This is a genomic window from Streptomyces sp. HUAS TT11, from assembly GCF_051553595.1.
Classification (GTDB): domain Bacteria; phylum Actinomycetota; class Actinomycetes; order Streptomycetales; family Streptomycetaceae; genus Streptomyces.
The window spans coordinates 5,659,759-5,673,592 of record NZ_CP196184.1 but is presented as its reverse complement, the minus strand read 5'-3'; the positions used below and the strand labels follow the sequence as shown (position 1 = coordinate 5,673,592).

Annotated in this window: 12 protein-coding genes; 5 read left to right on the top strand and 7 right to left on the bottom strand. The window is 70.1% G+C overall.

The genetic code is table 11. The annotated features are described in order from the left end of the window. Positions 1 to 34 precede the first annotated feature (34 nt). Positions 35 to 3,196 carry a DUF3427 domain-containing protein gene (locus ACSHXN_RS25365; RefSeq protein ID WP_438303756.1) on the top strand — a complete coding sequence of 1,054 codons (3,162 nt, stop codon included), beginning with the start codon at positions 35 to 37 and terminating at the stop codon, positions 3,194 to 3,196. Positions 3,197 to 3,308: 112 nt separating this feature from the next. On the opposite strand, the gene ACSHXN_RS25360 is transcribed toward ACSHXN_RS25365, so the two are convergent. Continuing rightward, positions 3,309 to 3,782, bottom strand: a complete 474-nt coding sequence (locus ACSHXN_RS25360; RefSeq protein WP_059127719.1) for a carboxymuconolactone decarboxylase family protein — start codon at positions 3,780 to 3,782, stop codon at positions 3,309 to 3,311. A gap of 389 nt (positions 3,783 to 4,171) precedes the next feature. Here ACSHXN_RS25360 and ACSHXN_RS25355 point away from each other — a divergent pair, with 389 nt between their 5' ends. After that, on the top strand, positions 4,172 to 4,474 hold the full coding sequence (locus tag ACSHXN_RS25355) for a hypothetical protein (protein WP_355129166.1): 303 nt from the start codon (positions 4,172 to 4,174) through the stop codon (positions 4,472 to 4,474). Between the two features lie 40 nt (positions 4,475 to 4,514). On the opposite strand, the gene ACSHXN_RS25350 is transcribed toward ACSHXN_RS25355, so the two are convergent. Continuing rightward, the gene (locus ACSHXN_RS25350; RefSeq protein WP_438303753.1) at positions 4,515 to 5,498 is read right to left on the bottom strand and encodes a GlxA family transcriptional regulator; all 984 of its coding nucleotides are present in this window, start codon (positions 5,496 to 5,498) and stop codon (positions 4,515 to 4,517) included. 195 nt (positions 5,499 to 5,693) lie between these two features. Here ACSHXN_RS25350 and ACSHXN_RS25345 point away from each other — a divergent pair, with 195 nt between their 5' ends. Beyond that, positions 5,694 to 6,149, top strand: coding sequence for a hypothetical protein (locus tag ACSHXN_RS25345; RefSeq protein WP_355129162.1), 456 nt, complete (start codon positions 5,694 to 5,696; stop codon positions 6,147 to 6,149). Between the two features lie 129 nt (positions 6,150 to 6,278). Here ACSHXN_RS25345 and ACSHXN_RS25340 read toward each other — a convergent pair whose 3' ends face one another. Further along, positions 6,279 to 6,785, bottom strand: coding sequence for a MarR family winged helix-turn-helix transcriptional regulator (locus ACSHXN_RS25340; RefSeq protein ID WP_355129160.1), 507 nt, complete (start codon positions 6,783 to 6,785; stop codon positions 6,279 to 6,281). A gap of 204 nt (positions 6,786 to 6,989) precedes the next feature. On the opposite strand from ACSHXN_RS25340, the gene ACSHXN_RS25335 reads away from it, so the two are divergent. Next, a complete protein-coding gene (locus tag ACSHXN_RS25335; RefSeq protein WP_356109643.1) occupies positions 6,990 to 7,838 on the top strand; it encodes an alpha/beta fold hydrolase in 849 nt (282 codons plus the stop codon). A 17-nt stretch (positions 7,839 to 7,855) separates the two neighbouring features. On the opposite strand, the gene ACSHXN_RS25330 is transcribed toward ACSHXN_RS25335, so the two are convergent. The 3 genes from ACSHXN_RS25330 to ACSHXN_RS25320 form a co-directional block, all read right to left on the bottom strand. After that, on the bottom strand, positions 7,856 to 8,311 hold the full coding sequence (locus ACSHXN_RS25330; RefSeq protein ID WP_356109640.1) for a hypothetical protein: 456 nt from the start codon (positions 8,309 to 8,311) through the stop codon (positions 7,856 to 7,858). Between the two features lie 97 nt (positions 8,312 to 8,408). After that, the gene (locus ACSHXN_RS25325; protein WP_438303750.1) at positions 8,409 to 9,881 is read right to left on the bottom strand and encodes an MFS transporter; all 1,473 of its coding nucleotides are present in this window, start codon (positions 9,879 to 9,881) and stop codon (positions 8,409 to 8,411) included. 60 nt (positions 9,882 to 9,941) lie between these two features. Then, positions 9,942 to 11,279, bottom strand: a complete 1,338-nt coding sequence (locus ACSHXN_RS25320; protein ID WP_383353960.1) for a DUF445 domain-containing protein — start codon at positions 11,277 to 11,279, stop codon at positions 9,942 to 9,944. 269 nt (positions 11,280 to 11,548) lie between these two features. Between ACSHXN_RS25320 and ACSHXN_RS25315 the strand changes: the two genes are divergently transcribed. Continuing rightward, positions 11,549 to 12,880: an SGNH/GDSL hydrolase family protein gene (locus ACSHXN_RS25315; protein ID WP_356109636.1), complete on the top strand. Its 1,332-nt coding sequence runs from the start codon at positions 11,549 to 11,551 to the stop codon at positions 12,878 to 12,880. Positions 12,881 to 12,913: 33 nt separating this feature from the next. On the opposite strand, the gene ACSHXN_RS25310 is transcribed toward ACSHXN_RS25315, so the two are convergent. Next, a complete protein-coding gene (locus tag ACSHXN_RS25310; RefSeq protein WP_356109634.1) occupies positions 12,914 to 13,822 on the bottom strand; it encodes a DUF1707 SHOCT-like domain-containing protein in 909 nt (302 codons plus the stop codon). Positions 13,823 to 13,834 lie beyond the last annotated feature (12 nt).

Here is a 13,834-nt window from a genome sequence, read left to right as displayed (position 1 = left end):
ACATGAGCACCGCCGTCGCAGCAAGGGAGCCAGCGTGTCCGAGCACGAGGTCCTGTCCCAGCCCCTCGCGGGTGTGTACGAGGAACTCATCACGCTGCGATTCGAGCAGAGGCTGAGGGAACTTGCCGGCCTCGGCTGGCACCCGTTGAGCGACGCCGTCGGCCCCGAATCGGTACCCCATGTCCTGGCCCGCCACGTGGCCGGGGCGGTTCGGCGCGTGCTGGAAGGGCTGCCACCGGAGGAGCGGGTGCACGCCGCCAATCACATCCTGGACTCCATCAGCACCCTTCATGGGGCACAGGAGTGGGTGGATCTGGTGGCCACCGGCCCCCGTCAACTCCTGGCTCTGACCAAGCAAGAGGCTCCAGGAGTCTTCGCTGTCCGCCCGGCCACGCCCCTCTCCGATACCGCCCTGCTGACCAACTCCCCGGACGATCCCAGCCTCGGATTCGAGTTGCGCGCCGAGTTGGCTACCGCCGACCGAATCGACCTGCTCTGCGCATTCGTGAAGTGGCACGGGCTGCGGATCATAGAGCAGTCCCTCAGGGCAGCCCACGAGCGCGGCGTACCCATACGCGTCATCACGACCACGTACATCGGGGCAACCGAGCGGCGCGCGCTGGACAGGCTGGTCCGGGAGTTCAACGCCCAGGTGAAGGTGAACTACGAGACCCGGTCGACACGGCTGCACGCGAAGGCCTGGCTCTTCCGTCGCAACAGCGGTTACGACACGGCGTATGTCGGCAGCTCCAACCTCTCCAAAGCCGCGTTGCTGGACGGCCTGGAGTGGAACGTCCGGCTGTCGTCCATCGCCACGCCCGACGTTCTGCGCAAGTTCGATGCCACCTTCGAGGCGTACTGGAGTGACGCGTCCTTCGAAACGTACGACCCGGCGAATGACGGAGACCGACTCCAGGAAGCACTGGCCATTGCGGCGGGCACCTCGTCCAAGACTGCATCGAACCGCGGCATCACACTGTCTGGCCTTGAGGTACGGCCCTATCCACACCAGCGCGACATGCTGGAGCGACTGGAAGTCGAGCGTGAGGTTCACGACCGGCACCGGAACCTCCTCGTCGCGGCGACCGGCACCGGCAAGACCGTCATGGCCGCGCTCGACTACAAGCAGTTGCGTAAGAAGCACGGCCGTGACCTGCGACTTCTATTCGTCGCCCATCGCAAGGAGATCCTCGAGCAGTCACTCCGGACGTATCAGGATGTCCTGATCGACGCGAACTTCGGTGAGGAGCTCCACAGCGGAGAGATCCCGGAGCGCTGGACACACGTTTTCGCCAGCGTCCAGTCGCTGAACGCACGCGCCCTGGACCAGATCGCGTCTGATCATTTCGACGTGATCGTGATCGACGAGTTCCACCACGGCACATCACCGACGTATCGGAGGATCCTCGATCACTTCGAACCGCTGGAGCTGCTGGGGCTCACGGCCACCCCCGAACGCATGGACGGCAAGAACATCCACGACGAGTTCTTCGAGGGCCGGATCGCTGCCGAAATGCGGCTATGGGAGGCCCTTGAGAACGACCTCCTCAGCCCTTTCCACTACTTCGGCATCAGTGACAACACCGATCTGAGTGCTGTTGAGTGGAAGCGTGGCGCCTACGATCCCACCGCCCTGAGCACTGTTCTGACCGGCAACGACGCACGGGCACGGCTGGTCGTGAAGGCTGTTGAGGAGAAGGTCGCCGATCCCAGGAGCATGCGGGCACTCGGTTTCTGCGTCTCCGTCGCACACGCGCACTTCATGGCGGAGTACTTCCGGAGAGCCGGCCTCACCGCAGTGGCCCTTTCCGGAGAGACGCCGCCCGTGGAACGCAAGCAGGCTCTCACCGACCTCGCGTCGGGGGCACTCCAGGTGATCTTTTCCGTCGACCTCTTCAATGAGGGTCTCGACATCCCCGACGTGGACACACTGCTTCTGCTCCGCCCGACCTCCAGCGCCACCGTGTTCCTTCAGCAACTCGGCCGGGGCCTGCGCCGCAGTGAAAACAAAGCGGTTCTGACCGTGCTGGACTTCATCGGCCAGCATCGCAAGGAGTTCCGCTTCGAGAACCAGTTCCGGGCCCTGACGAACCTGACGCGCAAGCGCCTCCTGGACCACGTAGAGCGCGACTTCCCGCAACTTCCCTCAGGCTGCCAGATCATCCTGGAGGAGAAGGCGAAGCGGGCGATCATCGCCAACATCAAGGATCAGATCGGCGTCAACATCACCGTGCTGGCCCGTGAGGTGGCCGACTACGCCCAGCCGAAGCTGAGTAACTACCTCTATGAGAGCGGGCGCGAGCTCAAGGAGCTCTACCGGGGCAACGGCAACTCATGGACCGGCCTGCTCCGGCGCTCTGGGCTGCTGAAGGGCCAGGCACCGGAGGGGGAGGCAGCACTCCTGAAGCGCGTTCCGGCCTTCCTCCACGTCGACGACCCCCTGCGTGTGAGCGCGTACACACGGATGCTGGAGGATGACGTCCCGCCCTACAGTTCTCTCGACGAGCAGCAGCGGGCGTTCGCCCGCATGCTCTTCTTCCAGTTCTGGCCCTTGGGTGGTGTTACCCGCAAGGGCTTCCCGGACTACGACACCGGTTTTGCCGCACTCCGCGATCAGCACGCCGTGCGCAGCGAGCTCCGACAGGTACTGGCGTACAACCTCGCTCATACCGAGCACATCCCGATCCCCCTCCTCGGGATTGGCGGCCCGCACGGAGTACCCCTGACCGTTCACGCCTCGTACAGCCGCGAAGAGATCCTCCCCGCGCTTGGCCAGTCCTTCATCGGTGGCTTCATGCCGGGTGACTTCCGCGAGGGTGTGAAGTGGTGCGAGTCCGTCTCGACCGATGCACTGCTCATCACCCTGGAAAAGGATGAGAGGGACTTCTCGCCGCAGACCCGGTATCACGACTACGCGCTGAACGAGACGCTCTTCCATTGGGAGTCGCAGAACCAGACGTCGGAGACGAGCCCTACCGGCACCCGTTACCAGCGCCATGCCATGGCGGGCAGCCACGTCCTCCTCTTCGTACGCCGCTACAAGACGAACGACATCGGAGGGGCTCAGCCGTGGATGCTGCTGGGACCCGCTGAGTACGAGGGCCACAAGGGGAGTAAGCCGATGGCCATTACGTGGCGGCTGAAGCACGAGATCCCGGCGGATGTGTGGGCGTACTCGGCCATCGCGGCCGGCTGATCACCGGGACTGCACCGGGCCGATGCCCGCAGGCGCAGGCCCGGTGGACAGCCCCCCGCGCAGGGTGGCGGCCGGCCTCCGGGCCCGATGCGTGTCGTCGGTGGGGGCGCCGTCAGGCGAACTGCCCCGGCTGGTAGTCCCCCGCCGGCTGACGGACGATCACGTTCATGCGGTTGTAGGCGTTGATCAGGGCGATGAGGGAGACCAGCGCCGCGAGCTGGTCCTCGTCGTAGTGCTTCGCCGCGTCCGCCCACGCCTCGTCCGGGACGCCGCCCGCCGCGTCCGCGATGCGGGTGCCCTGTTCGACCAGTTCCAGCGCTGCCCGCTCGGCCTCGGTGAAGACCTTCGCCTCCCGCCAGGCCGCGACCATGTGCAGGCGCTGCGCGGTCTCCCCGGCGGCCGTGGCGTCCTTGGTGTGCATGTCGGTGCAGAACCCGCAGCCGTTGATCTGGCTGGCCCGGATCTTCACCAGCTCCTGCGTCGCGGCCGGCAGGGTCGAATCGGTGATGACCTTGGCAGCCGAGTTGATGTACCGGAGGAACTTGCCGGCGACGGGGTTGGTGTAGAAGTTCAGCCGCGCTTCCATGGTGATCTCCTCGCTGTTTCGATGGTTGCACAGCACTGACGGAGCGGCCCGGTGGTGATGTGACAGCGCGAAGAGGCCGGTGCGTGTGACGTGCGTCTCAGCGCCTCACCGACTCCCCGGGCCCGGGCCCGGGCCCCGGACCCACCCGCTGCCGGTACAGGGCTGTCCGCGTACCGCACGGGGACGCCGCCGCACGGGGACGCTGCCGCACGGAAAACGCCGCCGCACGGGGACGCCGTACGGCCGCCGAGGTCCGATGCCCGGCGCGCCGGTTCGACCCCGGCTCCAGGGCCTCGCCCGGCACGGGGTTAGCCTCGGTCAGCAGCCGGAACGGCCGCCGGCCGGCCGCCGCGACGGCCCGGAGACGTACCAGCGGGAGGCGGACAGCGATGGCGAAGGTTCCGACGGCGGTGGTGGCCGCGGGTGGGCTTGTCGGCGGGTACGGGGTCGCCCGCTGGAGCAGGAAGCGGCAGCTCGGCGGGGCCGTGCTCGCCGTCGCGGGTGCCGCCGCCGCACAGCGGTGGCGGCAGCAGGCGGGCGGGGCGGCGGCCGGTGCGCTGACCGCCGCGTATGTCGCCGCCTTCGCCGGATCGCATCCGCTGGCCAAGAAGGTGGGCGCGTGGCCCGCGGTGTTCGGGGTGGCCGGGGCCGTCGCTCTCGCCTCGTGGGCCGTGGCCGACCGGCGCGGCTGAGGCGTCCGGTCGGTTCATCTCCTCGGCCCGGGGGCGCCGTTCAGGCCACCTCTCCCCCGAGGGTCCCGGAATCCGGGCCGCGCACTCCCTGGAACGCCCGCCGATACGCGTAGGGGCTCGTCCCCACCACCCGCTTGAAGCGGTCGCGGAACGCCGTCGGGGAGCCGAACCCGGTCTGGGTCGCGATGCGTTCGACGGGGTGCGCCGTCGTCTCCAGAAGGTACTGGGCCCTGCGGATCCGCGCCCGGTGCAGCCACTGCAGCGGTGTCGTGCCGGTCTGTTCGCGGAACCGGCGGTTCAGGGTGCGGGAGCTCATGCCCGCACGGGCCGCGATGTCGTCGAGGGTCAGGTCCCGGTCCGCGTTCTCCTCCAGCCAGCCCAGCAGCGGCTCCAGGGTTGCACCGGTGGGGGACGGCGGCAGGGCGTGGACGATGAACTGGGCCTGGCCGCCCTCCCGTTCGAGTGGCATGACCGACAGCCGGGCGGCGTCGGCCGCGACGGCCGAGCCGTGATCCTTGCGGATCATGTGCAGACACAGGTCGAGGGAGGCTGCGGCGCCCGCCGAGGTGAGGAACTGGCCTTCGTCGACGTACAGCACGTCCGGGTCGACCGTCACCTCGGGATGGCGCTCGGCCAGCAGTTGCGCGGCCACCCAGTGCGTGGTCGCCCGGCGGCCGTCCAGCAGGCCGGTCGCCGCGAGCACAAAGGCGCCCGCACAGACGGAGGCGATACGGGTGCCGTGCGCGGCGGCCGCGAGCAGGGCCTGCCGTACTTCCTCGGGCAGGGGGCGCGTCGGGTCCGCCGTGCCCGGCAGGATGATCGTGTCCGCCTCCGCCAGCGCTTCGAGCCCGTACGGGGCGCGGATCCGGAAGGCGCCTGCGTCCACCTCCTCCTGCGGTGCGCAGATCCGCACCCGGTAGGCGGGCCGCCCGTCGGGCAGCCGGGTGCGGGTGAAGACCTCGATGGGGGCGGCGAGGTCGAAGGGGATCACCTGGTCCAGCGCCAGGACGGCCACGGTGTGCATGGCGAGAGCGTAAGGGGACGCCGGATTCCGGCCAAGTCGCCAGGGCCGTCCGCTCGCCGGTCAGTCACCGGTCGCCGCAGGTCACAGTGCACTTGGCGAGGCGATCATGCCTATCGGTTCCCGTTGGCGAGAATCCGTTGGGTACTGGCAATTCCGCCACTGTCGGCCGTGATCTTGCCGCCCTAGCCTCGGCCCGTGACCAAGTTCCTTCTCGCCGTTCACGTCCTCGCCGCGATCGTCGCCGTGGGCCCCGTCACCGTCGCCGCGAGCATGTTCCCGCCTCTCGCGCGCAAGGTGCAGGCCGACTCGGGCGAAAGCCGGCTCAACCTCGCGCTGCTGCACCGCATCTGCCGGATGTACGCCGTCGTCGGTGTCGCGGTCCCGGTGTTCGGCTTCGCCACCGCCAAGAACATGGGCGTGCTGGGTGACACATGGCTGATCGTGTCGATCGCACTGACCGTGGTCGCCGCGGTGGTGCTCGGCGCCCTGGTACTGCCCCGGCAGGGCGCCGTCCTCCGGAGCGTGGAGGAGGGGGTACTCGACGCGCGGGCAACGGTACGGCTCGCCATGGTGACCGGGATCTTCAATCTCCTCTGGGCCGCCGTCACCGTGTTGATGATCGTGCGTCCGGGGTCCACCACCGGCGCCTAGCGATCCGGCAGACCTCGCAGGGGTCCCGGGGCGGGGCCACCTCGCCCCGGGACCCCTGCGGCAACCGGCCGGGGCCGAGGGGCCGGAGTCGTCCTGTACGACTCCGGCCCCTCGGCCGCGGCAGGCTCTCTAGGAGGCCGCCGGGGCCCGCTCGGCACCGGCCGTGTGGTGCAGGACGTTCGCCGTCAGCCGGCGCAGCAGGTCCTGTGCGGTCCTGAACTCCTCGGGGGTCAGACCCATGGCGTCCCCGATCGCGAGGGGGACGGCGCGGATGTTCCGGCTCAGAGCGGCACCCTCCGCAGTCAGGGCCACCTCCACCACCCGCTCGTCGTCCGCCCGCCGCTGCCGCTTGATCCAGCCGTTCGCCTCGAGGCGCTTGATCAGCGGCGTCACGGTGCCGTAGTCGAGTTGCAGGGCGGCCACCAGATCCTTGACGGGTGCCGTGCCGTGCTGCCAGAGCACGACCATGACCAGGTACTGGGGGTAGGTCAGCCCCAGCTCGTCGAGCAGCGGCCGGTAGGCGCCGGTCACGGCACGGGACGCCGCGTACAGCGTGAAGCAGAAGTGGTCCTCCAGCGGCAGCGGAGGACCACTTCGGTGGCCCGTTGCGGGTGCGCTGGTGTCGTCGTGGCTCACGGTGGCTCTCCCCGGTCGTCGGTTTCCTGGCCGCCTGACGGTCGCCCGGAAGGCATTGTCACATCCCTCAAGGACCCCAGTATCTCGCAAACCTTTATCTTGTGCACAATGTAAACGTGCGCTAGGTTTCTCGGCGTCGCTCGAACAGAGCGGCCCGGAGCCGCCGACCGGCGCGAAGTGCGTCGTACCCCAAGGAGATCCGCCATGCGTCCGAAGACCCTCTTCCGCCCCACCCGCAAGAGCTCCGCCGCACTGGCCGCCACCGCGGCGGTGGCCGCGCTCACCTTCGCGGCCACGACACCGGCCGAAGCCGCCAGGCCCGCGCACCACCCGGCGCCGCCCAAGCCCACCGTCGTACTGGTGCACGGCGCCTTCGCCGACTCCTCCAGCTGGAACGGCGTCATCAAGCGCCTGCGGCACGACGGCTACCGGGTCCTGGCGCCGGCCAACCCGCTCCGCGGGCTGGCGAACGACTCCGACTACCTCCGCAGCTTCCTCAAGAGCGTGCGGGGACCGGTCGTCCTCGCCGGCCACTCCTACGGCGGCTCGGTGATCAGCGAGGCCGCCGCCGGCGACCCCGACGTCAAGGCGCTCGTGTACATCGCCGCCTTCGCCCCGGACAAGGGCGAGACCCCTGCGGAGCTGGGCGAGAGGTTCCCCGGGGCCACTCTCCCCACCGTCCTCGACGAGGTCCCCTTCCCCCTCGCCGACGGCGGCACCGGCACCGATCTGTACATCAAGGCCGACAAGTTCCACGACGCCTTCGCCGCCGACCTCCCGCCCTCCACCACGGACCTCATGGCCACCACCCAGCGCCCCGTCGCCGCTTCGGTCTTCACCGACAAGCCCACCGAGGCCGCCTGGAAGTCCATCCCCTCCTGGGACCTGATCACCACCCAGGACAAGGCCATCGCCCCCGACGAGCAGCGCTTCATGGCCCACCGCGCCCACGCGCGCACCACCGAGATCAGGTCCTCCCACGCGGTCCCCGTCTCGCACCCGGCGACGGTCACGCATGTGATCGAACAGGCCGCCCGGAGCACCACCCGCTGAACGCCGCCCGATGCGGCTCACAACGGGTTCGTCAGCGACATGTCCTCCCGGGCCCACTCGCCGCGGAACGCCCTCGCCACCCCGGCCGCGACGAACACCCCCGCCGCGATCAGCAGCGTGAACAGCCCCCAGTCCAGGGGCCAGTACGAGGCGTCCGGTCCGGGGTGGGCGCGCAAGGAGACGTGCATCAGCGCGGCCGGGGGCACCGCCACCAGCAGCAGCGGCCAGCCGAGCCGGTCCCAGTGCCCGAAGTAGGCCGCCAGGAGCAGCAGGGCCAGCGCGAGGAGGAGGGCCCCGGCGCCGGTGACGGGGATCGTCTCCCCGGCGGCCCGTGGGGTCGCGGATCGGTTGCGCAGGTTCCAGGGCAGGAACAGCAGATGGGCCCCGGCCGCGAAGGCGGCGCCGAGCAGGCGTATCAGCCAGCGCGCGTACCACGGGCGGGTTCGCATGGGGCGGAGCAGCTTCTCGGTCATGCGGACGAGGATTCCCGCGGAGCGGATGCGTCGGCAGAGTACGGATACTCAGATCGCGCCGGGCCACGGGCTCCCGCCGCAGGGCGTGGGCGCGCGCCTAGGGGGTCGCCTGCGCCTGCGCGGCGGTGGCCGTCAGCGGCTTCGCGATGTCCTCCAGGGACCGGCGCTCCGCCCGCACCGCGAGCAGCGCGGCGACCACGCCCGCGGCGCACATCAGGGACGCGCCGATCTGGAAGGCGAGGACCGTGTCGCCGACCCGGCCGGTGTCGGTGAGGTCGGCGAACAGGAGCGGGCCGCTGATACCGCCGGCGGCGGTGCCGAGGGCGTAGAAGAAGGCGATGGACATGGCCCGCGTCTCCATCGGGAAGATCTCGGACACCGTCAGGTACGCGCTGGAGGCACCCGCCGAGGCGAAGAACAGCACGGCGCACCAGCACGCCGTCAGTGTGCCCGCGCTCAGCGAGCCGCGGTCGAACAGCCAGGCGGTGCCGAACAGGAGCAGACCCGAGAGCAGATACGTCGACGAGATCATCACCCGGCGGCCGACGGTGTCGAAGAGCTTGCCCAGCAGCAGCGGGCCGAAGAAGTTGCCGACGGCGATGACGGTGAAGTAGTAGCCCGTGTCGCCGGTGGGGACGTCGAAGAACTTGGTCATGATCGCCCCGAATCCGAAGGTGATCGCGTTGTAGAGGAAGGCCTGGCCGATGAAGAGGGAGAAGCCGAGCACGGCACGCTTGCGGTAGTCGCTGAAGACCGTGCGCGCGATCTCGCCGAATCCGACGCTCTCGCGCTGCCGGATGGTGATCTCGCCCTTGGCGCGGGGCAGCGGCTCACCCCTCTCGGCCTCGATCTTTTGTTCGATCGAGGTCACCACCCGTTCCGCCTCCTGCTCTCTGCCGTGGATCAGCAGCCAGCGCGGACTCTCCGGGACATGGCGCCGCACCAGCAGGATCACCAGGGCGAGGGCGGCGCCCAGGGCGAACGTCAGCCGCCAGCCCAGGTCCTTCGGCAGGATGTCGGTGTTCAGCGCGAGAACCGACAACAGGGAACCGCCGACGGCCCCCAGCCAGAAGCTGCCGTTGATGACCAGGTCGACGCGTCCGCGGTAGTACGCCGGGATCAGCTCGTCGATCGCGGAGTTGATGGCCGCGTACTCGCCGCCGATGCCGAAGCCGGTGAGGAAGCGGAAGAGGAAGAACCACCAGGTCGAGAAGGAGACCGCGGTCAGGGCCGTGGCCGCGAGATAGACCGCCAGGGTGATCATGAAGAGGTTCTTGCGGCCGTAGCGGTCGGTGAGGCGGCCCCAGAAGAGGGCACCGGAGCAGGCGCCCGCCACATACAGCGCGGCCGCGACACCGGTGACCTGGCCGGAGCTGATCGGCAGGCCGCTGCCGGGTTCGGAGAGCCGGCCGGCGATGTTGCCGACGACCGTGACCTCCAGGCCGTCGAGGATCCACACGGTGCCGAGGCCGATCACGATCGTCCAGTGCCAGCGTGACCAGGGCAGACGATCCAGACGGGCGGGAATCGCGCTGGTGACCGTGCCGGGTCGGGGCGCGGTGACGGACATGTCTGCCTCCTCGGCTGCGGCCGGCGCCGCACCCGACCCGAGTGCCCGCTCGGCCGGCGACTACGCTCCGAGCACCCGCGACACGGCGTAGATGAGCAGTCCGGCCAGCGAACCCACCACCGTGCCGTTGATCCGGATGAACTGCAGATCGCGCCCGATGTGCGCCTCGATCTTGCGGGTGGTGTGCCCGGCGTCCCAGCCGGCGACCGTGTCCGTGATCAGGGACGTGATCTCCTTGCGGTACGTGGTCACCACGTGCACCGCGGCGCCCTCCACCCACTTGTCGACCTTGGACTGGGTCCTCGGCTCGCCGGCCATCCGGGCGCCCAGCGACAGCAGCGAGCCCCGCACACGCAGCCTGAGCTCGCTGCGCTCGTCCTCGGCCGCGGACACGATCATCGAGCGGACGGCCGTCCAGGCGGAGGCGATGAGGTCCTGGACCTCACCTCGGCCCAGCACCTCGCCCTTGAGCCGCTCCACACGGGCGCGGGTGTCGGTGTCGGACTGGAGGTCGGAGGCGAAGTCGGCGAGGAAGCGGTCGAGGGCACCGCGCGCCGGATGCGTGGGCGAGTCGCGCATCTCGGTGACGAAGCGCAGGAGCTCCTTGTAGACGCGCTCGCCGACCCTCTTGTCCACGAAGCGCGGGGTCCAGCCGGGGGCTCCGCCCTGCACGGCGGCCATGACCTGGTCGTCGTGCAGGACGAGCCAGTCGTGGGCACGGACGCAGACCAGGTCCACGACGCGTCTGTGGCCGCCGTCGGCGACGACCTTCTCCAGCATCTTGCCGAGCGGCGGCGCGATCTCCTGGGCGTCGGCGCGGCGGGTTATGGCCTCGCCGACCACCGCCTGGACGTCCGAGTCGCGCAGTACGGTGAGCGCCCCGCGCAGAGCCGTCGCCAGTTCCGCCGTCACCCGGTCCGCATGCTCCGGTTCGGCGAGCCAGCTACCCAGCCGGGCGGCGATTCCGACGGCGTGCAGACGCTGCCGTACGACCTCCCCGGAGAGGAAGTTCTCACCGACGAACTCGCCCAGGGAGATACCGAGCTGGTCCTTCTTGTTCGGGATGATCGCCGTGTGCGGGATGGGCAGACCGAGCGGATGCCTGAAGAGCGCGGTGACCGCGAACCAGTCGGCTAGCGCACCGACCATGCCCGCCTCGGCGGCCGCGGCCACGTAACCGGCCCACGGGCCGGCGCCCGCGTCCCGCGCCCAGGTGGCGAGGGCGTACACGAGCGCCACGAGGAGCAGCAGGCCGGTCGCCATGCTCTTCATCCGGCGTACACCGCGCCGCTTCTCCTCGTCGGCGGGGCTGAAGGACGTCATCGCCCGGTTCGTCACGGTCGACGAGCGGGCGGACGGCCCCGCGGCCGCCGCTTCGTCCGGTTTCGTGCGTTCCATCCACTCCACCCGTTCGTGTCCCCCGTTACACATTGTCCCTTCCTGACCGACTCCTGGAACGGAACGGGAGTTCCCGGCGTCTGTCCGGACGGAGAAGTCTCGGGGGTTTCTCAGGGTCCTGTCAGGGTTCCCGGTCGTGAGCGCGGAAAGCCCGTGCCCCACGGCGCGAGCACCTCGGGTCCCGTCGGCTCCTCCCGCCCCATGATTCAGCATGGGGCCGATCAACAACGGAGCCTCGGGCTCCCTCGCCCGAGGAGTACACGCACAGCATGACCAAGTTCAACGGTTATGCCCTGCTGGCTGCCCTGTGCGCGGTCATCCTGACCGTGTCGGCGGCCATATACATCGGCGCCGCGGCCGATGACGGCAGCAAACCCGGCGCTCTCGCCGTCGGCCGCTCGGACCCTCGGGGCGCCGCCGCACCCGCGTCGGCAGGCGTCTGGGTAGGCGCCTGGTCGGCCTCGCCCTCCGGGGCCGAGCCCGGAACCGGGCCGGCCGGCATGTCCGGACGGTCCGTACGCAACGTGGTGCACACCGGCGTCGGCGGTACGGGGGCCCGCATCACACTGTCGAATCTCTACGGCCGGCAGCCGCTCTCCGTCACGCACGCCTCGATCGCGGTCGCGGCCGGCGCGAACGAAGCTGCCGCCGCCGCGGACACCATGCGCCGCCTCACCTTCGGCGGTGCCCCGTCGGTCGTCATAGCCCCGGGCCGGCAGGTGGTCAGCGACGCGGTCCGGATCGCCGTCCCGCAGGACTCCGACGTCCTCGTGACCACCTACTCGCCCACCCCGTCGGGCCCGGTCACCTTCCATCGGCACGCCCGGCAGATCTCCTACGTCGCCGACGGCGACCGCACGGAGGACGTGAGCGCAGCCGCCTACACCGGGCGTACGCCGTACTGGCGCTATCTGACCGCGCTCGACCTGCTCAGCAACGAGGCGGTGGGCACCGTGGTCGCCTTCGGCGACTCGATCACCGACGGTGTCACCTCCACCGTGGGCGCCGACCGCCGCTGGCCGGACGTGCTCGGCCGGCGGCTGCGCCAGGCCGCCGGATCCGGGGACGTGCCCCGCTACAGCGTCGTCAACCAGGGCATCAGCGGCAACCAGGTGCTGGTGAGCGGCCCCGGCCGGCCCGCCGACAACCCCAGCGGCCTCAGCCGCTTCGGACGCGACGTCCTGGAGCGGGCGAACGTCAAGGTCGTCGTCATCGACCTCGGCGTCAACGACATCGCGCGCAACCCCGGCCGCGCCGACCCGGACCGGATCGTCGCCGGCCTGCGCACCCTGGTCCGCGAGGCGCACGCCCACGGCCTGAAGGCGGTCGGCGCGACCCTGATGCCGTTCAAGGGCCACGGCAACTACCGGACCGACCGGGAACAGCTGCGGCAGGACATCAACGCGCAGATCCGCTCCGGCACGGTGTACGACGACGTCGTCGACTTCGACCGGGCGCTGCGCGACCCGTACGATCCGCGCCGGCTGCGCCCCGACTACGACTCGGGCGACCATCTCCACCCCAGCGACAAGGGCTTCCGCAGGATGGCGGAGGTCTTCGACCTGGCCTCGCTGAACGGGGCGGCGCCGGCCCGGCTGTGAGACCGGACGGGCGGCGGACGTCCGTACGGCGGATCAGTACTCGCCGTCGCGCCGCCGCCCACGCCCCTGCCGCCGGGCGTCCCTGCGCTCCCGCTGCAGTTCACGGCGCTCCTCGTGCCGTTCACGGTGCAGGTCGCGGCGCTCCTCGTGCCGTTCGCGGTGCTCGTCGCGCAGTGCGCGCATCAACTCGCGATGCTGGTCCAGCACCTCGCGGTGGGACTCCGGCAACTCCCGGCGCGTCGCCTTGCGGTCCAGCTTCTCCTGGCGCCGCTCGTCCCTCAGCCGCTGCCGCTCGGCCCGCGTCACCTTGCGCTCGACGCCGACCCCGCCCCAGAACGCGAACCCGGTCACGATCACGCGCGGCGCACCCGGATCCCCGGGCACACCCTCCTCGCGCTGGTCGAAGCCGCCCATGATCCCGACACCGCGCACGACCACCTCGACGCCGGGCGGCACGATGACGTTCATCCCGCCCATGACCGCGATGCAGTTGATCTCCACCTCGCGGTCCGCGAAGTACGCCTCGCGCAGGTCGATCTCACCACCGCCCCAGAAGGCGAAGCAGTTGAACCGCTTCGGCACCGTCCAGCGCCCCTTGCGCTGGAACCCGGACATGACGGCGACGGCCGACGCCGACGACCCCTCACCGCCCACGATCCGCTCGGCCCAACCCCCGCTCTCCACGGGCTCCTTGACCAGCGACACCGCGGGGGCGACGACACCGGCGGCCGGCAGGTCACGGGTGATCGGGGCCAACTCCCCGTAGGTCCGCGCCTTGTACGTCGCCTCCAGCCGCTCCTCGAACTCCTCCATGTCGAGACGGCCCTCGGCGACAGCGTCCCGCAGGACCTCGACGACCCGTTCGCGGTCGGCGTCGGAGGCACGGAGGTCCGGGGCGTGGGGTTCGGGAGACGTCCCACCGGAAGACACAGCGTCGGTCATACGGTCAGCCTA